This is a genomic window from Pseudomonas sp. HY7a-MNA-CIBAN-0227 (assembly GCF_040310325.1).
GTDB lineage: Bacteria > Pseudomonadota > Gammaproteobacteria > Pseudomonadales > Pseudomonadaceae > Aquipseudomonas.
The window spans coordinates 328016-349666 of sequence record NZ_JBEOPT010000006.1 but is presented as its reverse complement, the minus strand read 5'-3'; the positions used below and the strand labels follow the sequence as shown (position 1 = coordinate 349666).

Annotated in this window: 25 protein-coding genes; 2 read left to right on the top strand and 23 right to left on the bottom strand. The window is 57.0% G+C overall.

Going from position 1 to position 21651, the window contains the following annotated elements; all coding sequences use genetic code 11:
- The first annotated feature begins 598 nt into the window (after positions 1–598).
- On the top strand, positions 599–790 hold the full coding sequence (locus tag AAEZ06_RS13580; RefSeq protein WP_350614750.1) for a hypothetical protein: 192 nt from the start codon (positions 599–601) through the stop codon (positions 788–790).
- A 193-nt stretch (positions 791–983) separates the two neighbouring features.
- Here the strand turns inward: AAEZ06_RS13580 and AAEZ06_RS13575 are convergent, their stop codons facing one another.
- The gene (locus AAEZ06_RS13575) at positions 984–1190 is read right to left on the bottom strand and encodes a hypothetical protein (RefSeq protein WP_350614748.1); all 207 of its coding nucleotides are present in this window, start codon (positions 1188–1190) and stop codon (positions 984–986) included.
- A 722-nt stretch (positions 1191–1912) separates the two neighbouring features.
- On the opposite strand from AAEZ06_RS13575, the gene AAEZ06_RS13570 reads away from it, so the two are divergent.
- Positions 1913–2971: a Fic family protein gene (locus tag AAEZ06_RS13570; protein ID WP_350614746.1), complete on the top strand. Its 1059-nt coding sequence runs from the start codon at positions 1913–1915 to the stop codon at positions 2969–2971.
- Between the two features lie 198 nt (positions 2972–3169).
- Here the strand turns inward: AAEZ06_RS13570 and AAEZ06_RS13565 are convergent, their stop codons facing one another.
- From AAEZ06_RS13565 to AAEZ06_RS13460, 22 genes are all read right to left on the bottom strand, one after another.
- Positions 3170–3979 (bottom strand): hypothetical protein, encoded by an 810-nt coding sequence (locus AAEZ06_RS13565; protein ID WP_350614744.1) that lies wholly within the window; start codon positions 3977–3979, stop codon positions 3170–3172.
- Positions 3980–4380: 401 nt separating this feature from the next.
- The gene (locus tag AAEZ06_RS13560) at positions 4381–5175 is read right to left on the bottom strand and encodes a DNA adenine methylase (RefSeq protein WP_288099566.1); all 795 of its coding nucleotides are present in this window, start codon (positions 5173–5175) and stop codon (positions 4381–4383) included.
- Between the two features lie 150 nt (positions 5176–5325).
- Positions 5326–5868: a lysis system spanin subunit gene (locus AAEZ06_RS13555; RefSeq protein ID WP_350614742.1), complete on the bottom strand. Its 543-nt coding sequence runs from the start codon at positions 5866–5868 to the stop codon at positions 5326–5328.
- On the bottom strand, positions 5850–6413 hold the full coding sequence (locus AAEZ06_RS13550) for a glycoside hydrolase family 19 protein (RefSeq protein WP_350614740.1): 564 nt from the start codon (positions 6411–6413) through the stop codon (positions 5850–5852). The genes AAEZ06_RS13555 and AAEZ06_RS13550 overlap by 19 nt, the downstream gene beginning before the upstream one ends.
- Before the next feature lie 77 nt (positions 6414–6490).
- Complete coding sequence (locus tag AAEZ06_RS13545) at positions 6491–7534, bottom strand: phage late control D family protein (protein ID WP_350614738.1); 1044 nt, start codon at positions 7532–7534, stop codon at positions 6491–6493.
- Between the two features lie 48 nt (positions 7535–7582).
- Positions 7583–7789: a tail protein X gene (locus AAEZ06_RS13540; protein WP_350614736.1), complete on the bottom strand. Its 207-nt coding sequence runs from the start codon at positions 7787–7789 to the stop codon at positions 7583–7585.
- On the bottom strand, positions 7764–8609 hold the full coding sequence (locus AAEZ06_RS13535; RefSeq protein ID WP_350614734.1) for a phage tail protein: 846 nt from the start codon (positions 8607–8609) through the stop codon (positions 7764–7766). Before AAEZ06_RS13535 ends, AAEZ06_RS13540 begins: the two co-directional genes overlap by 26 nt.
- 12 nt (positions 8610–8621) lie before the next feature.
- The gene (locus AAEZ06_RS13530; RefSeq protein WP_350614732.1) at positions 8622–11462 is read right to left on the bottom strand and encodes a phage tail tape measure protein; all 2841 of its coding nucleotides are present in this window, start codon (positions 11460–11462) and stop codon (positions 8622–8624) included.
- Between the two features lie 150 nt (positions 11463–11612).
- A complete protein-coding gene (locus tag AAEZ06_RS13525; RefSeq protein WP_350614730.1) occupies positions 11613–11927 on the bottom strand; it encodes a phage tail assembly protein in 315 nt (104 codons plus the stop codon).
- Positions 11928–11939: 12 nt separating this feature from the next.
- Positions 11940–12443, bottom strand: a complete 504-nt coding sequence (locus AAEZ06_RS13520; protein WP_350614728.1) for a phage major tail tube protein — start codon at positions 12441–12443, stop codon at positions 11940–11942.
- A gap of 12 nt (positions 12444–12455) precedes the next feature.
- The gene (locus tag AAEZ06_RS13515; protein WP_350614726.1) at positions 12456–13622 is read right to left on the bottom strand and encodes a phage tail sheath subtilisin-like domain-containing protein; all 1167 of its coding nucleotides are present in this window, start codon (positions 13620–13622) and stop codon (positions 12456–12458) included.
- A gap of 459 nt (positions 13623–14081) precedes the next feature.
- Positions 14082–14423, bottom strand: a complete 342-nt coding sequence (locus AAEZ06_RS13510) for a hypothetical protein (protein WP_350614724.1) — start codon at positions 14421–14423, stop codon at positions 14082–14084.
- Positions 14423–16432 carry a phage tail protein gene (locus AAEZ06_RS13505; RefSeq protein ID WP_350614722.1) on the bottom strand — a complete coding sequence of 670 codons (2010 nt, stop codon included), beginning with the start codon at positions 16430–16432 and terminating at the stop codon, positions 14423–14425. The genes AAEZ06_RS13510 and AAEZ06_RS13505 overlap by 1 nt, the downstream gene beginning before the upstream one ends.
- Positions 16429–17034, bottom strand: a complete 606-nt coding sequence (locus tag AAEZ06_RS13500; protein WP_350614720.1) for a phage tail protein I — start codon at positions 17032–17034, stop codon at positions 16429–16431. The genes AAEZ06_RS13505 and AAEZ06_RS13500 overlap by 4 nt, the downstream gene beginning before the upstream one ends.
- Before the next feature lies 1 nt (position 17035).
- Positions 17036–17917 carry a baseplate assembly protein gene (locus tag AAEZ06_RS13495; protein WP_350614718.1) on the bottom strand — a complete coding sequence of 294 codons (882 nt, stop codon included), beginning with the start codon at positions 17915–17917 and terminating at the stop codon, positions 17036–17038.
- Positions 17914–18240, bottom strand: a complete 327-nt coding sequence (locus AAEZ06_RS13490; RefSeq protein ID WP_350614716.1) for a GPW/gp25 family protein — start codon at positions 18238–18240, stop codon at positions 17914–17916. The genes AAEZ06_RS13495 and AAEZ06_RS13490 overlap by 4 nt, the downstream gene beginning before the upstream one ends.
- 5 nt (positions 18241–18245) lie before the next feature.
- Entirely contained in the window at positions 18246–18521 is a 276-nt protein-coding gene (locus AAEZ06_RS13485) for a hypothetical protein (RefSeq protein ID WP_350614714.1), read from the bottom strand.
- A gap of 59 nt (positions 18522–18580) precedes the next feature.
- The gene (locus tag AAEZ06_RS13480; protein ID WP_350614712.1) at positions 18581–19156 is read right to left on the bottom strand and encodes a phage baseplate assembly protein V; all 576 of its coding nucleotides are present in this window, start codon (positions 19154–19156) and stop codon (positions 18581–18583) included.
- On the bottom strand, positions 19153–19665 hold the full coding sequence (locus AAEZ06_RS13475) for a hypothetical protein (RefSeq protein ID WP_350614710.1): 513 nt from the start codon (positions 19663–19665) through the stop codon (positions 19153–19155). The genes AAEZ06_RS13480 and AAEZ06_RS13475 overlap by 4 nt, the downstream gene beginning before the upstream one ends.
- Positions 19658–20314, bottom strand: coding sequence for a hypothetical protein (locus tag AAEZ06_RS13470; protein WP_350614709.1), 657 nt, complete (start codon positions 20312–20314; stop codon positions 19658–19660). The genes AAEZ06_RS13475 and AAEZ06_RS13470 overlap by 8 nt, the downstream gene beginning before the upstream one ends.
- A complete protein-coding gene (locus AAEZ06_RS13465; RefSeq protein ID WP_350614707.1) occupies positions 20311–20631 on the bottom strand; it encodes a head-tail joining protein in 321 nt (106 codons plus the stop codon). Before AAEZ06_RS13465 ends, AAEZ06_RS13470 begins: the two co-directional genes overlap by 4 nt.
- A 2-nt stretch (positions 20632–20633) precedes the next feature.
- On the bottom strand, positions 20634–21629 hold the full coding sequence (locus AAEZ06_RS13460) for a major capsid protein (protein WP_350614705.1): 996 nt from the start codon (positions 21627–21629) through the stop codon (positions 20634–20636).
- Between the last annotated feature and the right edge of the window lie 22 nt (positions 21630–21651).

Genomic DNA, 21651 nt, shown 5'->3' with positions numbered 1-21651 from the left:
ATTTTAAGAAGCTTTCAAAGTTTCCTCTGTAACTTCAACCACTTGCGCTTCCGATCTCTCGTTAGCGGGAGGCGAATAATACAGGATTAAATCCTGCGGTCAACCATCCCCCTCAATCTTTTTTGCATCGGGCCACTCCGTCTACGAACCGCACGCTTCGAACCAGAATTGATTTGCAATACAGCTACAAGTTAGCGGCCTTTCAGCACTCTCGTACTGAGAGGCTCGCCCCTATACATGAGCCCGCGCAGCGCCGCCCTCGCTCCAGGTGATGACGTTGACGGAATAGTGGACCAAGAATGCACCGGGCCAGAACAATAGGCCTCTCCCAACACCACCACCTCATCCCTGATAAACTGCTATCCTTCGCCTTTCTGATTCAGATCCCCCAATGCCCCTACAAACTGCTTCACTCTCCCGCCGCTTCTCCGTCGCCCCTATGATGGATTGGGCGTAGCTATCCCTAAAAGCAGCAGCCTGCTTGGCTGATACGGCGTAGCTTCTTCGCGATGTAGCAATTTCTAAGCAAACTGTAATCACTGCCTGGCAGAGGCGCTACCAGTACTATGCTGCGTTCTTCGAGAAAGGAGTCAACACCATGCCTAGTGATTATTCGATGTCAGATGTGCTGGAGAGGATCTACCACAATCAGCCGGCCCTGGAGACAGCCGTGATGGAGTTAATGCTTCAAGCCGAGAAGCAGGGGTTAGCAGAGGTCGACTACAACGTCCGCGGGAAAGCTGGACACAATCGTTCAGTGAGGGCGCCGGCAACATCAAACAAGGCCTAGCAAAGCTCAGAACTAAAGACCTCTAACCACCTAGCACACCCCAATTGTGCTGGAGTATGTGGTGGGTTTTACCGGACAGGCCCGTGGATACTGATCATTGAGCCCGACAGCACCAACTGGCATAAATGTATAACAGGCATAGGTAGGCGTATGGCTTGCCCATTTTTGCCCCATGCTCGTGAGGGACTAATTATCAGTGGTGAGTCACTGAAGGGCTACCTAAGGTACCCAGCTGGTAATCCGTAACCGCCCGGAAGAGCGATTCCGCTTCATGGTGCAAGCGCTCCACCTCATTGGGCGGGCCGTCCGCAGCTTGAGCCTCACGGTACCGTCTCAATGCATCGACAGCTCGCTGGATCAGCGGCTCACCTGCTTCGATCAACTCCATCAAACTCTTCATAGCTTGACTCCGATATCTGCATCTAGGGAGTGTAGCTCTCAACCACAAAGTTAAATGGACGAGACCTCTGACCACTGCGGGACGGGAACAATTTTCTCTGTAGGCCTTTATTTTAAAGGCTTGTAGACCCACAAAATAGCTCGCATACCAATTCTGTACCAGCGCCACTGCTCTACACAGGGCTCCGTTGCTGTAGAAGAGCCCCACTACCTCCTGCCCCTCCAGCGCTGAGTCACTATCAAGCCAGATTGAGGACCCGAGCATTGGGGCAATGGCACTGACTATAAATATGAACAGCAGCGCTCACACAAGGAAGGGATAAATTTTCGAGCGGCAACAAGGAGGACTCGCCACAACGCCAGCTCTCAAAAAAAGCCTGTCCTTGCTGAAAGGTATTGGAAATCGCCTCCAAATAGAGGCTTGAGGCTGCCAGGGTGTAAAGCCCAGCCAGTCAGAAAGTACGCTCATCGTATAAATGTCAACACCTCAAATAAAAGTGTTATCATTGAACCGGCAAAATTATCGGCAAGAATCTCACAAAAGACTCTTATCGACCCCGTATCTAAAGGCTTCTACTACGAGATTCCAACCGGCAAATGATAAACCTCACACCTTTTGTTACCCAAGATCGTGCCCCCGGCGATTTACAAGATGCAGTCGTGGAGCTAGGTCGCTTAGACGCGGCCCTTCATGCGAACATCCCTAAACCCTTGAAACGCCCCATGACGGTGTTGTTAAGGGCTGTGAATTCGTTTTACAGCAATAGAATCGAAGGTAACCCGACGCACCCAGCAGATATTCTGCATGCGCAGGAGGAAGCTGGTGCGAGAGAGCTTAGCGATGAACTTTTGGAAATCAAACGCCACATTGAAGTCCAGAAACACTTGGCACTCAATGTTGTTGATAAATTAGATATCTGCAAAAAAGACTATTTACTGAGCATTCACAAAGAATTTTACGAAGGCGTTCCTGAAAAATTTCTCGATATCAAGAAAAATAGTAGTGGCGACATAGTGAAGCTGATACCAGGTCAGTTTCGAACTGCCGATGTTAAAGTCGGAAAACATGTTCCACCGTCTGCAGATGAGCTTGCGTCATACATGACGTGGTTTGAGAGCTCTTTCCGTTTAGACCGACTCTATGGAATAACACCTATATTAGCTGCTGCAGGCGCGCATCATCGTCTGATGTGGATCCACCCATTTCTTGATGGAAACGGTCGAGTAGGACGCTTATTTACTGACCAATACCTCCGGTGCTCAGGTCTTGGCGGCTATGGCTTATGGTCGATGAGTAGAGGATTCGGAAGAGATGTCGACTCCTACTACCAAGCTCTTGCTGGTGCAGACCACCCCCGAAAAGGAGACCTAGATGGGCGCGGGATATTATCTGATAGCGGACTATTAAAGTTCACACAGTATTTTATAGAAACCGCACTCGACCAAGTAAATTACTTCAGCTCCCTGCTGGAACCTCACAAATTAAACCAACGAATTGATATATATTTCGAGATGAGAAAAAGAGGTGCACTCATCACAAGCAGAGGCGAAGCCTTAGCTCCGTTAAGAATAGAGGCGCGAGAAGTATATAAAACATTACTTTACCATGGAGACCAATCACGAGCTGAGATACAAGCACTCTTACAGGTTGGCGAAAGAACGACGAGAACGATTCTGACTCAAATGGCAGAAGAAAGGCTTATTAGCTCAGACCCTAAAAAGCCAATCTCGCTTAGCCTGTCTCCAAACTCTATTGAGCTTTTGTTCCCCCATCTCTGGTAATTTGGACTTAAAGTAAAACTTCCTCACCTACGCCCCCTCATTACCAGCCTCAAAGCTGATAACGAGGGGGCGATTCCTGTCCCCTCTCATATTTCAAGGCTCGCAACAACTGCAACTGCTGCAGTGGGAAACGAGCGAAATAACGGAAAAATCTGACCAACCCGAAAACTTCTACTACCTAAAATCCAACTAACAATCTCATAGCTCGCGATATGGAATCAAGGATGGCACAACCTTAATCCTAAATTCCTTCCAAGGCGATCTATTCTCATTATTTAACTCAAAATTATTTACGAATGATTTCATCGACGCAACAGCTAGATCCTGATTTTTCATCGGCCCAATATGTACGGCCTTAATATGATGAGACTCAAAGCCAACCTCAAGATATGGGACAACTATCCCACCACGAACACGGTAGTTAATCAGCTTTGAATGCGATGACTCTAGTCGGCAGATTCGCATTTCATTCTCTTCTACAAAGCTTGGATGCTTAAATAGATTCACAGCATCACCTAGGTCCCAGAGAGCCTTAGAAATTTCATACCCATCAACGTCATCATATTTCATCAGTTCCTGTGCAATTTTTTTCCGCGCCTCCGCCACCAAACCTTTGGCTAACTGTACCTTGGTTTCAATATCATAAACACATGCCTGCACTGGGGCGAGATGGGTTTTCAGCGTCTCATGAAACTCAACAGCATAGTTTCCATATGAGCGCCACTGAACCAAATGATCCCCAACAGTGCTGAATGAACCAATAAATGCATGTTGTTCAGCAAGCCAATCGTTCACACTATCAATTGTAAAATCCTGCAAGTGAAACAATGCTTGATCAGAAACAATATCACCAAACTTAATTAGATCCTGAATTTCTTTAGCCACATATCTCGCACCATCTAACGCCTCATCCGAGTCATTCATGAAGCGTATATCGGTAAGCCAAAGCTTTCTATTTTCAATAATTGAGAGTACCGCTACAGCATCGGTGTAGTGAAAAAGCGACATAGAATCCTCATACTTCAGTGAACACTCAATCGTGCCAGATTACATTCTTTGCCAATACAGATAGACCGGTACAATACGGGCGTTATTGCAAATCGGCATTATAACGCAAGCGGTATTATGACTAGCACAACCAGATACGTCACGCAGGAGACTCTTACGTATAGATCGCTTTGCCGTTAAGGTCTAGAGACGCCATTCCTCAGTGCGCACGGTTGTTACCAGTCGGTGCTCAGCTCGGGTAGAACAGTGAGGATACTGAACAATCAGGGTGCTGTACGGTGGCCCACTAGCCAGCACTCGAAATCGAACCTCTGTCCCTATTCTTCGGGCTGAAGGGCCTCTCGGAATTCAACACAATTCGCTTGTAGGTGCTGACCTCGACCGTCTAAAAATGCTGGGTATTAGAACAATCCTCCTAACGCCGCTGGCTCCCAGTTCATGATCACAAGCTCGCCGCTGACCTCAGCTTTACCCTGCCGTTGATTGGTATTGCTGTAGCGGATGTCGAGTGTTTCGAAGTGAAAGCCCTCAAACACCCGCCGAATATCCGGATGGTCATTGATGCTCACCATCACCTTGCCCTTGCAGCGCCGCATGAAGTCGGCCATGCGCTCGTAATTCTCAAAGGGAAAATCCACGCCATAGCCAGCGGTCTGCCAATAAGGTGGATCCATGTAGTGAAAAGTGTGGGCACGGTCATAGCGCTCAGCGCAGTCAAGCCAAGGCAGGTTTTCGACGTAGGTGCCAGACAGGCGCTGCCAGGCGGCCGAGAGGTTTTCCTCGATCCGCAGCAGGTTGATGGCCGGGCCAGTGGTGGCGGTACCGAACGTCTGCCCTGTCACCTTGCCGGCAAAGGCATGGTGCTGCAGATAGAAGAATCGAGCGGCGCGCTGGATGTCGGTAAGGGTTTCGGGGCGAGTCATCTTCTGCCACTCGAATACCTGCCGAGAACTGAGCGCCCATTTGAATTGGCGGACGAACTCTTCGAGGTGGTTTTGTACCACGCGGTACAGCGTCACCAGGTCGCCGTTGATGTCGTTGAGGACTTCAACTGGCGCGGCCTGGGGACGCATGAAGTAGAGCGCGGCGCCGCCGGCAAAGACTTCAACGTAGCATTCGTGGGGAGGGAAGAGCGGAATGAGACGGTCGGCCAGGCGACGTTTGCCGCCCATCCAAGGGATGATGGGTGTGGACATATAAAAGCAAGACCTTTGCTGTATGGATAAACAGTGCTAGGCTCGCTCCGCTTTGTGCACGAAGCAGGAGCCTTGGCTGGACTTGCAGGGGTATTCTGCGGGGAAGGTGGCCGGGCTTGGATGTTGACGCATCCTGCCCGGCCGCTCCTTTTACTTCGGTGTAGACACTTCTTTCGCGTAGGCCTGACAGGCCCGCAAGGCGATCAATCCTTGGTCGCCGGCATCGGTGATGCCGATAATTCGTTGAGCATGCGCTGGGTCAAGTTGGGCTCTTGTGGTGCCATGAACCACGCGACCGGTGGCGGTGGTGGCTGGCACTGAACAGCTGTTGGTGGTGTCGGTGGCGGCGAGTACGACTGACAACCGCAGATCAGCAGTAGCCAGGCGATCACGCAGGCGAGCCTGCTTGGTTTGCTCAACGGTCAATTCCTTGTGGTGGGTTTCGTCTTTGTTCTGCAGGCGCTGCTCCAAAGCGAAGCGCTTGTCCTGCTCGTTGCGCTGCTGGATGGCAGAGGCTTGGGATAACTCGTTGAGGGTGTCGGCCTGAAGTCGGGCCTGGCGCTCCAGCTGCTGACCGTAGCGCCAGTCTTGAGCGGTCCAGGCCAGTGCAGCAGTTCCCCCGGCCAACATCACCAGCAGCAAGCCAACGGCGGCGATTCGGAACGGCACTGGGATCAGCTCGAAGAGACGCATAACACCGCCCTCGCCCGTGCCCAGAGTTGCAGCCGATCTTCCAGGCCGTTGAGTCCACCGTTGATCTTGCGGGTGATACTGTTGAATTCATCCCGATCCGCCAACGTGTTCAGCTCCCGCACCCACCAGAACCACGCCGCCGACTCAGCAGCCCATTGCGGCAGCTCGAGCAGCTCCGGCGTACGCAACAATCGCTCGTCACCGAACAGAGCCAAGCTGCAACGCAGGTAGTTGCTGCGGCCGGTGATCTGAATCAGCCCCCTCCCCCGGTAGCGCTGGCCGTCTCCGTCATCTTCGGGGGTGTTGCCCAGTCTGGTGGCTAGGGTGCCGGTGTCGTACTTGCTCAGGTATTGGTCACCGCCCAGCTCACGCACGTACTGCAACTGGCCGGATTCGTGCCCGAGCTGCGCGAGGAACGCGGCCTGGCGTTTGGGGGTGTTGATTTGCCGGTGGGTCATGGCTGCATTGAGGGCAGCTACAAAAACGCCCGCTTGGCGGCGGGCGTTGGGCATGATGCATTGAAGCTGTTGTTCGGTAATGGTCATCGCGTTTCCCCAGACAAAAAAATACCGCTCGAGGGCGGCGCGTGGTGGTGCATCAACTCAGTGCGGATAGGCCTACCTCAAAGATCGAGTACTTTGATTTCCTTGGTTTGCTTCTTTTTCTTGCCGGTCGCCTTGGCCTTACCTTTCTTGCCACCATTGCATTCGACCGTGGTGGACCAGCCAGACTGGGTGTAAACCTGCTCGACCGAATCCACCAGGTACTCTCCATCGAGCCCGACCTTGAAGCCTTCGGCATTGATGGAACGCTCTGCGAACAAGTCCGTGCGCCCGGACATTTCAAGCCGTACAGCGGCGCTTGAGCGATTGAATGCGGTCAGCCGTGCTTTGGCTGCCTGCTCGGCAGCTGTTTTGTTGGGATAGATATGCCGGTCGGTATGCACTGCCGGCAGGCCGTCCGGCACGTCATCGTTGTCCAGGCTGATCACCTTCAGTTCGCCAGTTTTCTTGTCCTGGTGTTTGGCGGCCACTGCCTTGTGAGCGTTGCGATCACCCAAGCGAAACTGCCAGCGACTGACATCACGCTCAGTGATGGTGATAGCACCAAAGGCTTTGCCGCTCGCGCTTTGCCCACCTTGACGGGTCATGACGATCAGCTTGCCGTCAGCAACCTTTGCCGTGCAGTCGTGCTGTTTAGCCAGGCGCGTGATGAAGCCAAAGTCTGACTCGCTCAACTGATCCGCCCGGGGCACCTTGGTACTGACCTGACAGACGGGACTCCAGCCGTTGCGCGCAGCGATGTCCGCGACGATCTTCGACAGCGGCGCGTCTTCCCAACTGCCGCTACGAATGGTCTTACCGCTGCCGCGCATGTCGCTGGCCTTGCCGCGCAGCACCATGGTGGACGGTGGTCCCGAAACTTCTATTTCATCGACCACGTAGCGCCCCAAACGCACCAATGCTGTTTCCTCGTACCCCAGATAGATCTCGACACCGGCACCTTTGGACGGTAGGGAGACTGCACCATCCCGGTCATCAATACGCAATTCAAAGTCATCCGACTCCATGCCCGGTTTGTCGGTCGTTCGTAACAGCAGGAGCCGGTCGTTAATCAGCGCCGTGATATCGGCACCGTCAGCGACGATTCGAAAACGTGGCGTCATAAAGTGTTGTCCAAAAAAGAACCCGCACAAGGCGGGCAAGAAAGTGGGTCAGTTCCAGAGCATGACCACGTCATCGACCGGCGCCAGCAGATCCGGCAGCCGTATCAATACGCCGGCCCGATAAGGCTGCGCCTCTTCCGATAATCCCTGATTGGCCCCCAGCACCGCCTCTACGGTGCCGTTGAGGTGGCCGTAAAAGTTATGGCAAATGACATCGAGCATGTCACCGTCAGACGTTCTGCATGTCGTCGCCATAGCGCACGAACTCCAATGTGAAAGCTTGTTTACGCGGAATGCCGCCTTGCAGCAGCGCGCTTTGTTCTTCCTCTAGGTTGACCAAGCACCAGGTGCCAAGCACGTCGCCATAACCCGTGGTCAAGGTGAGCGGTTGTAGCTTGGCGCCGATACTGCGCAGGGTATCCAGTTGCTTCAAGCCGACCTTGAGGTCCGGGTAAATCGCGCCCTTTAGAGTTAATTTCTCATCACCCATACCGATGGCCTGTTGCGCCGGCCGGCGCGTCAAGCGCTCCTGAGAGGCCCAGCGAAAACCCGAGGTGCGCCGCAGCTCATCGAACGCCGCCGTGTTCAGGTTGAAGAAGTACGGCTGTGCCTTGGGGTCCCTCGGCTGAATGATCAGCAGGTGCGGGAACGGTGTTACCGCTTCCGGTGCCGGCGTCCCATTCCCGGCGAAGGTGCCGGTCGGGATGATGTTCCCCAGTGACGGATTGATCTTGCCGACGAGTTTGTTGACCGCCGTCGCAGCCCTGCCCGCCTGTTCCTTCAGGACGCCTAGGCGCTCGTCAATCTGCGACATCGCACGGGTGGCCCGGTTGTACACCGACACGACCTGACCAACCTTTGCCTGAGCGGCGTTAATTCCACGCATGACGCGCTGGAGTTTTTCCCCGACCGCAGGCCCCACGAAGGGAATGTTTTCAAGCTCCGAGGCGGCCCCGGTGATTTCTCTGATTGCACCATTCACCGGGCCTAGCATCCCATCCAGGCTACGGCGGCCCGTCTCGCCCGCCGTAGCCAGGTAGGTCACGCCTGACTGCAATTGTCCCAAGTAGTCCATGAGTCCTTCCTATCAAAGGTGCGGGCTGTCGTAGAGCTGACGGCTCTCCAGTTGCTGGGCGATGTCGCGCCGTTGCTGCTCCAGGTACGGGCGAAGTTCCTGGGCAAGTTGCGCTGGGTCTTTCACATCACCCTGTACCGTGACGGTCACGCCCGCTTGAATATCAATCTTCTGATCGATCTTGGGTGGGGCTACCGTCGGCGGCTTCGCCATCAGCAAAGACGCACCAGAACTAGCCGATGTCGGCGCCGCGGCCAGCGAACGAACCACGTCACCCGCCCGATTTTGAGGGGTAAGGCCCGCCAACAAGGACGGCGCCGGGGCATTGGCTTTCGGCGATGCCGCGAACGAGCGCGCAATATCCCCCAGCACAGGCGGAATATCCTGACCGGCGTTCGCCATCATCAGAGGCCCGGCCGCTGGCATCGACTTGACGGGTTCGTCACTGCCAAACATCGACTTGCCCATGAAACCGCCGAGCGCGCCGCCGCCATAACTGCCAATCGCAGCACCAATCAAACCACCGACCACCGTGCCGATGACCGGCACCACAGAACCAATCGCAGCCCCTGCAGCCGCACCGGCCATGGTGCCCGCCAACGAACCGGCGGCGGCACCATAGCCTTCGGCCTTTTCATCCTGAGTTTCGGCATTCTGGAACGTGTCAAAAACCATCGAGCCAGACTCGATAAGCGCCCCGCCCGGGATCAACTTGCCGAGTTTTCCGACCTTGCCGGCAACCCCGCCTAACCTCGACATCATTCCGGGCGGCGGAGGAATCGGCACTGGAGGCCGAGGTGGACGTGGCGGTACCGGTGGCCGAGGCGGACGAGGTGGCCCGCCAGGTCGACGCCGCCGAGCCTGACTACGACTTGCCCCGCGCCCACGTCGCCGGCCCTCACCCACACCGCCACCCATTGAGGCCGCATTGACGACAAAAACTTTTTTGATGCTGTCCTCGGCGTCACCGCCAGCCCCGTCGTTACCGCCTTCCCCTGCGGCGTCCTGAATGAGCGACACTACTTTGAGCCCGGTCGAAACCACGTCAAACCCGCCCGCCGCATCGCCGGCCTCTGATTCACCCTCGCCCTTGGTTCCGCCCCTGATTGCCGCCACGGCCTTGAGTCCGGTTTCAACCAACGACAAGGCGACACCTGCCTTGCCCTTCGGTGCGTCGCCATCACCGTCACCGTCTCCGGCGTTGGTAACAAAGACCTTCTGCACCTCATTGGTTTTGCCGGCGCCCAGCGTCCCCCGAGCAAGGTTGAACAACCCCTTGCCCATCTTGAAGGCACTGAAGGCGGCCACTGCGCCGCCAATGGCACCGATTGCGATGGTCGTACCGCTGATGATTTTCGGGAATTCATCGGCCAGCCCGGCAATGCTGTTGCCGACTTTGGTCAAACCATCGGCCGCCAGGTCCGTCAGCGGCCGCAGGGCATTACCCACGCTGGTCATCGAGGCTTCCATGCTCGAGGTGGCTGCACTCCATTTTGAATTGGAAGTTTCGCGAGCCTTGGCGGCGTCCTGCTCGATCTTCACCCGACCATCGGTGTCCTTGATGGTCGACATGTTTTCCTTGATCTTGCTGCCGTACTTGATCTGGGCAAGCAGGCCCGCACTGGCGCTCTTATCACTGACGATGGAGGCGAGCCCCGCCGCCTCGATCAGCGCGACCATGGCCTGTTCTTCCTCGACACTGCCATCCTTGGACGCCTGAATCTTGGCCTTGAGCGCCTCAACCCTCTTGGCTTTTTTCGGGTCCTGTTTCGCGATCAGCTTTTCGCTGAGCATGATGAAGGCTTCGACCGGGTTGTCTGCCTTACCACTTTTCGTCGCCGCCAGGATCGAGCTGGTCAGGTCATAACCTTCCTTGGCAAAACGCTCCTGACTGGTGCTACTGATCACCGCGTTGAGCAGGTTGTCCATGTTCGTCGCAGCCGCCGCTGCATCCTGCGTTTGCGAGAATTGCGATTGCAGACTGGCGCCCAGGAAGCGCACGGCTTCGGGACCTTCCATGCCAAGCCGCTTGATGGTGCCGAGCAGCGCCGGCATGTACTTGGCCATGTCCTTGGGGCCGAAGGCGCCAATGTCACCCGCAGCCGCGACCTGGCCCAACATCGCGCCCATGTCTTCCTTACGGACACCTGCCTCTTTGAACGCACTGAACAAGGTGGCGATGGTGTCGGCTTCCATGCCCTGGCCGTCCACCAGGTCAGCGATCAACGGCGCATAATCGACTGACTCTTCCCAGTCGATACCCTTTTCAATCAACCCACCCACAGCACGTGCCAGCGCCTGCTGACCCATGCCTTTTTTCGCAGCGACCTCACTGATCTTGTCGGCCATCTGCTTTTCAGCATCAGTGCCGGCCGTATGAGCCCAGAGCGCCATTTGGCGGATCTGGGTTTGATAGTTCGCGGATATCTTGGTCGGGATGGCAACCACTGCAATGGCCGCCGCTGCCCGCCCCACGGTGCCGCTCAGGCCTTCCCTGCCCTCTTTGATTTGCGTATGCCCCAGCGCCTTCAGCTCAGTCTTGCGCGCCACCTGGCCCATCGACTGATACGCCTTAGCCAGGTTGCGGACTTCGACGCCTTGCTTTTTCAAGGTGCTGAGGTTCGACTCAAGCTTGCGCAACAACGTACCCGCGCCGGCCGCGCCACTGTCATTGGCCTTTTTCCATTCATCTCGCAAGCGGATGGTGTCGCCAATGGTGCGTTGCAGCACACGCGCTTTGGTGCCCTGCGCTTCCAGGCGCTTGATGCGCCCTTCAACGTCTTTGAAAGCGTTGCCGACAGTCGGGCTGACGGCCCCCCCGATCACCAGCCCGAGGGCGAGATTGTTCGCCATGTGATGGCTCCCGTTAGTGCAGCTTTACCGACAGCAGCTCAATCCGTGAGCCACCAGAGCATCTCAGAAAACGGCATTGCCTGGATCTCGGCTGCGGAGAATCCGGTTTCCGCAGCGAGACGTTTTGCCGCCAGCTTCAAAAGGCCTGCATCAAACCCCGTCGTCCTGCACCAGGCGAAAATAACCGGCCTGCAGGCGGTGGTAATCCACCAGCTTAAGGCCCTCCAGGTCATTGATACCCGCCTCGGCCAGACCGGCGAACAGCATCAGCTCGCGCTGTTCTTCGTCGCCAGCCGAGGCCCGATCTGCGGCACGCACCTCGCGCACCGTCGGTGAGCGCAGGGTCATGGTGTCCACTTTCACACCGTTGACCTCACTTTGGCGCGACAACGTCACCACAGCACTATCAGCGGTCACTTTCAGCCAGGTGGGAAGTTTTTTCAGTTCAGAGGATTGAGTGCTCATGTTGGATATTCCTTAGAGGCCCAGCGCGGTGCGCATTTCGGCAAGTTGGTCCACACCATCGATGACTTGAACCGCGTTGATCATGTCGATCTCGTAAATCAGGCGACCGTCAATTTCCATCTTGTAATAGGTGACCGCCACCGCATGTTTGATCTCGGCGGAGTCCCCAGCTTTCCAATCACCCATATCGACTTCTTTGAGCATCCCTCGCAGAGTGACAACCACTGCCGTCATAGCCCCTTTGTGCCCTTTGAAGGCCCCCCGAAATACCGCGTTGAACGCCGAGCCATCGGCCAGACCAAAGTATTTCAGGGACTCGCGCCGTACGCCTTTGGTGACAAAGGAGGCTTCGAGCTTTTCCAGCCCCATAGCCATTTCGATGGGGCCGGCCATACCGCCGCCGCGATACTCGTCGGTCTTGATGGTGAGTTTTGGCAGCGACAAGCTCGGCACATCGCCGGTGAAGTTGATCCCGTCGACGAACAGGTTGGTGTTGAATAACGCTTGCGGAGTCATGTAAGAGCCTCCTTAGGCTTCAAGAACTTCGCGCAGCCACTGGTTGGTGACCTCGACGCGGAAGTTGGGGTTTTCGGCAGGGGGTACGTCGGTAAAGCGGATGTTCCAGTACACCTTGCCCTGTTCCAACTGGCTGGCCGTGTTCAACTCCGTGTCTGCGAACACTTCGAAGTTGATGACCGCACCCAAGTTTTTCAGATCGCGCATAAACGCCTGAAGCCCGTTGGTGACGTCAGAGATGTAGGTTTTGGTGATCGACCGGTCGACGGCCCATTTGTGCCCATAGAGAATCGCGTCCATGACCATGTCGAGCGTGCGGACCCGGGTAACAAATGCCCATTTAGGATCGCTGGAGCACGTCCGGTTGCCCCACAGACGGAAACCATCGTCTCGAATAATCGTGGTGATGCCAGCCGCATTGAGCAGATTGGCCCGGCAGGTTTCGTCACCGTCGAGGTATTCAATCGGCCGGGTGGTGCCAGTGATGCCGACAAACTCCTTGTTCGACGGCGACGCCCAGAAGCCATATTCGGAATCGGTCCAGGCAAACAAACCAGCAGCCCAAGCCGAAGCCGGCGCGTCGATGGTCTTGCTTAGTTCGGTGTCCCAGAACTGCACGCCCGGATCGACCATGAACACGCGCCTGCTGCCAAAGTTCTCGCGGTAGGCCAGAGCAGCCTCATCGGTTGTATTCGGGCCGTCGATAAGGGCCATCGCCCGGAGCTTGCCTGCCAAGCCGTCGAGCGCGGTGCCAATGGGCAGAGACGCGGAGTGTTTCGGCGCGATCAACAAACGGGGCTGTGCATTGAATCGACTTTTGCCGTCCAGCAGCGCTTGCAAGCCAGTGCGCGTGCCATCCGCCAAGACACCGCCGATGATGGCGGACATCTGCAACGCAGGGTCGGCATTGAACGCAACGCCGCACGCGACGATCACTGCCTTTGAGCGGGCGTAGATCGCCTTGATCGCCTTGGTAATTGCGGCATCAGCGCCCCAGGCAGCTACCGCCTCACTTTCACGAGTGATCAAAAACAGCTCGTTGGGCTTGGCGGTGGTCTGCTCCGATACCGTGAAGGTGTCGCACAGCCCGATAATCGACGAGGACGGCAACGAGATGATGCGCGCCCCGGTGTCGACATTGGTGACGGTGACGCCGTGAAAAAATCCACTTGCAGCCATTGTGTTCTCTCCAGAATTGGAAAAGCCCCGCACAAGCGAGGCTTTCAAGGTTTAACGGGGATGTAAAAACGCCCCAACATAGCGGGGCGTTATTCGACTTTCTTAGAAATCCAGGAAGGCACTGCAGGTCGATATTTCGTTTTAGGGAAGTGCTTGGCGATGGGCCAGGCCACACACATTCTTGCGCGGTGGATTCCTCCTGCGTGACTTCAGGCGTGATCCATGCCGGCAGGCCCTGATCATCGCTACCACGGCGCATGTCTGGCTGTGGTGGATGTTGGCCGTACATCTGTCATTCTTTCTCGGTTGCTTCAATGGCATCGCAGGCGCGGATGACGTCGTTGAGCTCGAGAACCCACACGCCGTGGAGATAGTCTGAACCGGCCATGGGTGTTGCCTGCGCCGTGATGGAATGGCAGTGCACAGGCTGCCGCGCGAGCGCCGTATGAGCGACAGGGGTTACAGTGACGTGTCGACCGAAACCCAAGGGAACTGTTCCTGGATTTCTTCGAAGCGAGTCACACCCGCAGCACGAACGGGCTCCCACCCTGGCTCATTCATCACTTGCATGCGCTGAGCCTCAGCAAAGTAGCGATCTGACCCTGTTAGAGGGTCGGCGTATGCCCGCAGGCGCAATGCTTCTATCTGCTCGCGAGTTGGGGGCGACGCAGCAGGATTAAGGTGATCGGAAACCTCGGACTCGCTCATCAGCACAAGTTCTTTCCCGATACATTTATCGTCCGAACCATCTGCAGTGAAGGCGAAAACTTCACCCGTTTTTTTATGTTTGTAATATTTCATCAGCGCAACTCCATCCAGCCGGTAATTGTGTCGTTAGTATCCTGTCTCTCAACCCTGTACGTTGCGCCAGCAGGGACGATTGCTGACACCGTGGCCTGAGAACTCCCGCTGAGATAATGCTCAGCCACCTTTATCCCGCTGACGTAGAGCGCAATGTAGAAATTACCCGCCGCCGGATCTCGGGCCGCGACAGAGACCTGAATCGGCTTCCCGGTGCTATTTGTGTACGTCGTAGCCCAGGCGCGACTGGCGGTCACGTCCTGCCAGGTTTGACCGATGCCAAGAGCCAGGCCAGCGAAACGTCGAGGGCTCATCCAAGTCGAACCGGAAGCGCCCGCAGCCCCCTCGGCAGACGTCGCTTCTCTCAAGTTTCCCGTGTGCCAGAATTCTGACCAGACCGCATAGCTATCGCCGGAAGAGGTTCTAGCGGCGAATCGCTGCTCGCTTGCTGACGCGACCATCTGTAGCAGGTAGGACGAACCACCGGTGACGTCAACTAGGCACCGACTCTGCCCCCATCCTGGTGGCAAACTGGAAACAGCATGCGGAGTTATGAACTTACCCCCAGTCTTATAACTGTTGAGGTCCAATACCTCGGATACAAATTGATTGCCAATTCCCCAACCTGCATTGTCCGCAAGGCTCGCAAGCACAGGGCTCAGGGCCTGCTTTCCTGCGAGAGCGCTGGAAACCGTGGTTGCATAGGTGTTGATGGCGGCCCACGTAAACGCACAACTCGCAATCTGCGCGTTATTCGTACCGGCAGCAGCTGTGGGCGTTGCTGGGACACCAGTAAAGCCAGGGCTGGCGAGGTTGGCTTTTTTCGTCGGGTCGAAGTTCGCCGAATTCCACAAGCTGACCCAGGCAAGAGGTCCCGTCGGCTCTTTGCGCCGAAAGGCAATTTCATCGGAGCCAAGGCTCCAGGCCAGAGTAAAACCGTAATCCGCAATAACCTGATTCAGGGCGCCAGAGCCTGAAAACCCAGGAGGGCGACCGGGCGTATTACCACTACCCAGCGAATAAAGCGCTGTCTTGGTAACTTCGGCGTAATCGGCGGCCGAAAGGCTTTTTGCGAAACCGTCAATAATTCCGTAGCCGTCAAGCGTTGCCGGGTTCGTACCGCCGATAACACGACCGTACTTGTCCACTGTCACCTTTCCGTAGGCCCCAGCACTGACACCTGTACGCCCTGCGACCATTTCAAAGGAAAGTGCGGTGGTGCCTAGGACAATCGGCGCATCCGTCACCAGCTGCCAAACGCTGTCGCCGTTGACCGTGCCAGATTCGACACTGACGAACAGACCAGGCGTAACCTCAACGCTACTGTCTGCGTCCTGGGCGCGCGTCCATACACCTGTCGAGGAAACCACCCACAGACCATTGTCCTTGGCAGCCGTCTGATTCTTCACCAGTACGCGCGCGGCCGAGGGCAGCAACACGCCGTCGATAGTCTGCACGCCGCTCAGCGCGATGTTGCCCGTGGTGGCCACCAACACCGAGTGTTTGAAGTCCATTTTGGCCAACGCCTCAATGATCGAGGTATCAACGTAATCTCGGGTCGCCAGCACAATCGCCGGGTCAATCTTCAGGACGATGTTCGAAGTATTCGCGACGATGAAATTCATCCGAATGATTTGGGTTTTGCCGGTGCCCTGCGCTAGCACCGGCTTGAAGCTCGGAGCACAGTTGGCCACGGCTACCAGATCACCGGCAGCGTCATACAGACCAATTTCGCGAATCCATCTCCCCCCCACGTCGGCCGGAATAACCTGCTCGGTGATGATGATGTTCGGGTTTGCTGGGTCGGTCTTGACCTGATTAACCCCCGCCCGACGCCATTCGTTGATCAGGCGCGTTTGCGTACGACTGGGAATAGGGTCGGTGTTGTTGGCATCACCCACGCCCATCTGCGAAAAAGTCCAGGGCAGGCCCAAGGCGGTTGCGTTTGCCTGCTTCGCCTCACCCACCGCTGTGAGGATGGCTAAAAACTGACTGTTCTGATCAATCATGGGTACACGTCCTGGGTGTCAATTTCATCAATACATATGACCAGGCCATAGGTGCCGGTCACCTCGATATCGCGGGGGGTTGGTGGGTAAACGTCGATCACTTCACCCTCGCTTACACAGGCGCCGATGCCGATGTAACCGGTGGTCTCCAGGCTGATCGCCAAACCGGTCATATGCCGACCGACAGGCTTGGCATCATCAATGAGCCTGGTCAGCTCCTGATGCATTTCCTCAGTAATGCCGGTATCCAGCACGCCGACCTTCAGCGCAAACGTGCCCGGTACGCCCTCGGGCACCGTCTGCCACCACTCCATAACCTCGATCAGGTAGCCCAGCGGCTCGACCACCCGACGCAGTGCACCGATGGTTCCCTTCCGGGAATGGATGTAAAAAGACGCCCGGATCGCGTTGCGTTTTACCGTCTCTGACCACTGGTAATCCCAGCGGTCAACCGACCACTCCCACGCCAGGTGCGGCAACAAATGCGCCGGGCAGGTCGAAGGGTTGTAGAGGGATCGCAACGGGATAACGGTGTGATCCGCATTCGCCGTTTCAATGGCGCGTTCTAGCTGGGTGCTGTTCAGCGGTAGCAAGCTGTTCATGTCAGCTCCCCAGCGTGACGCTGTAACCGGTGCAGAACGCCGCCTGTTCCTTGGTCGGGGCCAGGTCATGCCATCCAGGCAGATCAACCCGGGAAACACCCGCGACATGAACCTGAGCGTCGACGGCAGATCGAGCCACCTCGACGCCCAACCGCTTACGGGGGTTGATCCAAGCCACTAAACGCCGACGAGCTTCGGCAAGAGCCACGTCACTCTCAGGGCCCGGACCTTTCATGTGCAGCACCGCGTCAATGCGGTAATGCAGCACCTGGGCGCTTTGGACCGTCAACCGATCCCCTAGCGGCCGGACATCCTCATCATTGAGCCTGTCCTCGACCGTCGTAAGCAGTTCTGGCCCCGCCACACCGTCACCCTCAAGGCTCAACACCGTGACGGTGACACAGGCCGGTGACGGGCTTTCCGCCGAGGCATCGGCCACCAACGCCGAGGCGTTGCGAGCGTGAAGGATGTAGCTGTTACGCGGCCCAGCCGTGGTCAAGCCTTCATAGGTCATCTGGATGCGCTCGCGGTAAGCATCATCCTGCTCTTTGATTTCCTCGACCGGCGGCACAGAGAGCAGGTCAGCCTTGCGGATCACCAGACGCAGTGTGTTGACATTGGCCCCAAGCTGATCGAGGTCTCCTTTAATCGCATGGGCCAGCAACAAGGCTTTGGCTGCGTCGTTGACCCGGGCGCGGTTACCGACCTTGTTATAGGCGCCCACCTCCAGCAGTTTGACCACCGGATCGCTCTCAAGGGGTGCGCTCCAGTTGTCGCCCATGCTCATGCGAAACGTGCCCAGCCCCTCCTGATAGGTTGCCTCAAAGTCCAGGGGTTCAAGCACGTCCGGCGCAGGCAACAACGACAGATCAACAATACTCATGCTCTTACCTCCAGAATGGCGCTATCACCGTGATACGTCCCCAATAGCTGGATGTTGATCACGCCACCCAACACAGAAAGCACCCTTACCCGTTCAAGCTTGAGGCGCGGTTCCCAGCGCCCCAAGGCCCGGCTGACTTCAGCCTGAACTGCCCCTTTCCAACCTTCGTTAACCGGCAGGTCTACGTAGCGCCGCAGCTTGCTGCCGTACTCAGGCCGATGCCGGCGACTGCCCAGCGGGGTGCTCAAAATGTCTTCAATGGATTGCCGTAAATGCTCAAGGCCGGAGATAGGCAGCCCGGTACGGCGATCCATTCCGATCATTGGGGCTACTCCGTGTAGGGTTCGAGGTCAGGGTGGTTGCGGAGAAATTCGCATTGATCGTCACCGCATGCGGCCACCAGGCCTTTGGCAACCGGGATAGTTTTGCCGTCCAGCATCACCAGAGTGCGCGAGGTGTAGAGCGTGTCGCGGAAAACACGGGGCGGACCGATCTCCGTGGGCTTGAGGTCTGTTTTGTCGAGGGCCTGCATCGGGTCAAAACGCGCCACCGGCACAGTCTCAGCCGAGGGTGTTTGTTCGAGGTCCTGCCTGGGTTTGCTCACAAGTGCATGCTCCAAAAATGAAGAAACCCGCACGCGGCGGGTTGTGGGTAAAGGGTCTGTCAGTGCTTGTGGTTCGGGGTGTTGCCCGTGGTGTCGATGATCGAAGCGCCGCTGCTGATGTTGCCAGTGGTGTGCAACGTGCTGCTGACCGTGGCAGCCCCGTCGATGATCACTTCACCCGTCAAGTAGATCTGGCTCGACACCAAACGAATGCTGGCCGGCGTCACCTCAAACACGGAGTCACCTACCTTGACCGTTGCAGTGCCGGCGGGCAGGTCGATGGTGTAACTGTTGGCCTGCCAGTCGTAAACCAGCGAGCCACCGTCCGGGAAACGCCACACCTCAACATGATCACGGTTGTCCGGCGGCGGGCCAGCGGCGCCATACAGCCCGGGAACGAAAGTACCCATTCCCGCCTGACCGCTCGGGTTGAACAACACACCCTGCTCGCCAATGCTGGGTGCCCGCCAGTGACGGGCCTCACCAGCTGCCAGGCCATGCCAGCGCACCCAGGCGCTGACCCAGTCGCCGGACTGGACCCGAACGGCCGATGCCATCAGGTCCACCCCCACCACCACGCACGGCATCAGCATGGCGGCGATCATCCGGTCATGCTCGGCAGACGGATAACTCATGGCGGCCCCACTGGGCTATCAGTGTCCGGGAAAGCCTCCAGATTGAGTTTGAGCATGCTGGGCTTCTCTTCGGGGAACGGCCAATCCTCAACACCGAGATAGATCGTTTGATCCCACTCCACCAGCCAGACGATGTAACCGTCTAGCTCAGGCTTGGTCCAGTCCTGCACCGCCCGAACGAACGCGGCACATTCAACCTCCAGACCCCAGGTCTGGGCACGCAACAGCACGGCCAACTGAGTCGCCAGTTGAACCGCCTGCCGCTCAGGATCGGCGAGGATCGAGTCGACGATGATCCGCGCTTCGAACTTGCAGACCAGAGTGGTTTCGCCGGTACCTATGTCGGTACCCGGTTCAAACTCGGACATCTCCAGGAACACCGCTGGCAAGGGGATGTGATCCTTGATGTCCGGCCAGGCGGCCACGGTATGGACACCCAACAGATGCACTTGCAGGTGCCGCTCAATGGCTCCGTAGAGCTGGTCGAGAGTCATCGGTTCATCAGACACGAGGCGTCCCCTTCAGGTACTTCTGCAATTCAAAGTTGAGTTCCTGCTCGAGGATCTCCAGCAGGCGTTCATCAGCACGTTTGACCCAGGCATCGAAGTGCGGGCGCGCCTGCTCCAGCGAAACCTTGGCTTTAGCCAGGGGGAAACGGTTGTCGTTTTCCTCAACAAAGCCAGAGCGCCGCCGCCCCTGAGTTGCCTCGGGGTAGTCCTCGGTATTGAAGTGTTTGCTAGCGGTGCGTATCCAGACATCGGCGCTGTTGCCGTAGACCTTTTTGTAAAACGCGCCCTGGTAACGCCGCCCCGCCACCGAAACACCGGTGCCGGTTTGACGTGCCCGACCGATGCGACTGGCTTCGATGGCGTTGAGGCCAAACCACAACTTGCCGCGCATGGTTCCGCCACTGGTGGGGTACGCCCGTAAACGTTGCCGGACGGCGCCGATGGCGATGCGTTCCTGCTTGCCCACGGCCCGGGCGATATGGGTGCGCAACCAACCCAATGTTTTGTTGATGGCCCGACGCTGGGCGGCGGCGGCAGCCTTGGGCACCAACTGCGCAAAGCCCTGGAACGCTTTGAGGTCACTCAATGACGGCTGAATGTTGATCATTCCGCCGTCACGTTTGTGGTGCACGTAGCTGCCAACACTCATGGGCGCTTCCTCAGGATCAAGGCCACCAGGCCATCACCACCAGGCTCCAATTGCAGCAAGTCGTAATTACCACCGCCATCCAAGGCTGGCAGATCAATGACCACCAGTAGGCCCTTGCTCAGTCCATCCGAATCCCTAACGCGGATCTCAAAGCGCGGCTCCCGCAGGCCGGTGTTGAGCTTGCCGAACTGCGGTTGCTTCCAGGGCGCCGAGAACATTCCCAGCACCGGCTCGCTAAGGCCCTCAATCTGGGCCGTGTCGCCCAGGGTTTCGAACACCGTGTCGTCGATGTCATCGACCAGATCGCGGAAGGCCACGGTCAGAGTTCCAGCAGGATCTGCGCCCGAGGCCGCGTGCAAAGGTGCAGCGGGTTGGACTGCGCTTCACCGGCCACGCCCTTGTTGAAATCCATCGGCTCGATCTTGCTGTAGTACGGAAGGCCTTGGGTGTTGACCGTTTCCATGTAGTCAGCCGGTGCGAAGGACGAGATATACAACTCAGGCACGCCCTCGGGAATCAGCAACGCCTTGTCGTCGTGGACGAACGACACGCCGGCAATCTTGCCGCGATAGCGCTCCCAGACGATCCCGCCGAACTCGAAGCTTTCACGGGCATCACCGCGCAAGGCGGCGGCCTGCTGGCTATTGAGGTAGGTCTCTTTGACCGAGCGATGGACGATCAGCTTGTTCCAGAAGTTCTTGCCGCAGAAACCGCGGGAACCGGTACTGGTGATGCTGCCCAGGGCGTCCTCTTGCATATCCAAGGCTTCACCGCATTTGACCCGCAGCTCGGTTTCAGGACTGTTCAAGCCCATCTGCAGCTTCTGGCGACTCACACCAAAGGTCTTGTAGATATCCAACAGGATCGTCTTGCCATCGGCGTCCAGCACCTGGCCATTCAACGCGCCCATGCGTTGGAATTCGTGGGTGGCGTCCAACTGTCGGCGGGCCTTTGCCAGACGCTTGTTGACCACATCCTGCACCCCCTGCAACTCGCTGCGTGTGCCAAAGGCACGAATACCCTGGATCTCATCCGCCTTGATGGTGAAGCGTTCAGGCAGATGCACGGTGTTGAATGGGATCAGTTGACGCCTGGACCCGGCGACCACAAGACCCGAGGTACCACGCTCACCCGCTGGCACCAGGGCCAGGGTGTCGCCGTCTTTTTCGATCTGTACGGTGAGGGTGGTGATGCCCTCCTCACGGAACAGGCCGAGGCTGCTGATGCGGCCCGGCAGGTATTCCTGATCATTGATTGCTGCGGTCAACGAGGAGACGCTGAACGCTTCATCTTCAAAAATGGCGATCTCGGCCATGGGGTACTCTCCAGAAACAAAA

Bases quoted from the DNA above. Each gene is read 5' to 3' on its own strand.
- AAEZ06_RS13560 (WP_288099566.1), bottom strand. From the start codon at position 5,175: ATGTCCACACCCATCATCCCTTGGATGGGCGGCAAACGTCGCCTGGCC.
- AAEZ06_RS13480 (WP_350614712.1), bottom strand. From the start codon at position 19,156: ATGAGTTATCCGTCTGCCGAGCATGACCGGATGATCGCCGCCATGCTG.
- AAEZ06_RS13555 (WP_350614742.1), bottom strand. From the start codon at position 5,868: ATGCGTCTCTTCGAGCTGATCCCAGTGCCGTTCCGAATCGCCGCCGTT.
- AAEZ06_RS13565 (WP_350614744.1), bottom strand. From the start codon at position 3,979: ATGTCGCTTTTTCACTACACCGATGCTGTAGCGGTACTCTCAATTATT.
- AAEZ06_RS13575 (WP_350614748.1), bottom strand. From the start codon at position 1,190: ATGAAGAGTTTGATGGAGTTGATCGAAGCAGGTGAGCCGCTGATCCAG.
- AAEZ06_RS13500 (WP_350614720.1), bottom strand. From the start codon at position 17,034: ATGAACAGCTTGCTACCGCTGAACAGCACCCAGCTAGAACGCGCCATT.
- AAEZ06_RS13530 (WP_350614732.1), bottom strand. From the start codon at position 11,462: ATGGCGAACAATCTCGCCCTCGGGCTGGTGATCGGGGGGGCCGTCAGC.
- AAEZ06_RS13510 (WP_350614724.1), bottom strand. From the start codon at position 14,423: ATGAAATATTACAAACATAAAAAAACGGGTGAAGTTTTCGCCTTCACT.
- AAEZ06_RS13515 (WP_350614726.1), bottom strand. From the start codon at position 13,622: ATGGCTGCAAGTGGATTTTTTCACGGCGTCACCGTCACCAATGTCGAC.
- AAEZ06_RS13550 (WP_350614740.1), bottom strand. From the start codon at position 6,413: ATGACCATTACCGAACAACAGCTTCAATGCATCATGCCCAACGCCCGC.
- AAEZ06_RS13490 (WP_350614716.1), bottom strand. From the start codon at position 18,240: ATGATCGGAATGGATCGCCGTACCGGGCTGCCTATCTCCGGCCTTGAG.
- AAEZ06_RS13525 (WP_350614730.1), bottom strand. From the start codon at position 11,927: ATGAGCACTCAATCCTCTGAACTGAAAAAACTTCCCACCTGGCTGAAA.
- AAEZ06_RS13470 (WP_350614709.1), bottom strand. From the start codon at position 20,314: ATGAGTGTTGGCAGCTACGTGCACCACAAACGTGACGGCGGAATGATC.
- AAEZ06_RS13520 (WP_350614728.1), bottom strand. From the start codon at position 12,443: ATGACTCCGCAAGCGTTATTCAACACCAACCTGTTCGTCGACGGGATC.
- AAEZ06_RS13580 (WP_350614750.1), top strand. From the start codon at position 599: ATGCCTAGTGATTATTCGATGTCAGATGTGCTGGAGAGGATCTACCAC.
- AAEZ06_RS13540 (WP_350614736.1), bottom strand. From the start codon at position 7,789: ATGGCGACGACATGCAGAACGTCTGACGGTGACATGCTCGATGTCATT.
- AAEZ06_RS13460 (WP_350614705.1), bottom strand. From the start codon at position 21,629: ATGGCCGAGATCGCCATTTTTGAAGATGAAGCGTTCAGCGTCTCCTCG.
- AAEZ06_RS13505 (WP_350614722.1), bottom strand. From the start codon at position 16,432: ATGATTGATCAGAACAGTCAGTTTTTAGCCATCCTCACAGCGGTGGGT.
- AAEZ06_RS13495 (WP_350614718.1), bottom strand. From the start codon at position 17,917: ATGAGTATTGTTGATCTGTCGTTGTTGCCTGCGCCGGACGTGCTTGAA.
- AAEZ06_RS13535 (WP_350614734.1), bottom strand. From the start codon at position 8,609: ATGGACTACTTGGGACAATTGCAGTCAGGCGTGACCTACCTGGCTACG.
- AAEZ06_RS13570 (WP_350614746.1), top strand. From the start codon at position 1,913: ATGACGGTGTTGTTAAGGGCTGTGAATTCGTTTTACAGCAATAGAATC.
- AAEZ06_RS13545 (WP_350614738.1), bottom strand. From the start codon at position 7,534: ATGACGCCACGTTTTCGAATCGTCGCTGACGGTGCCGATATCACGGCG.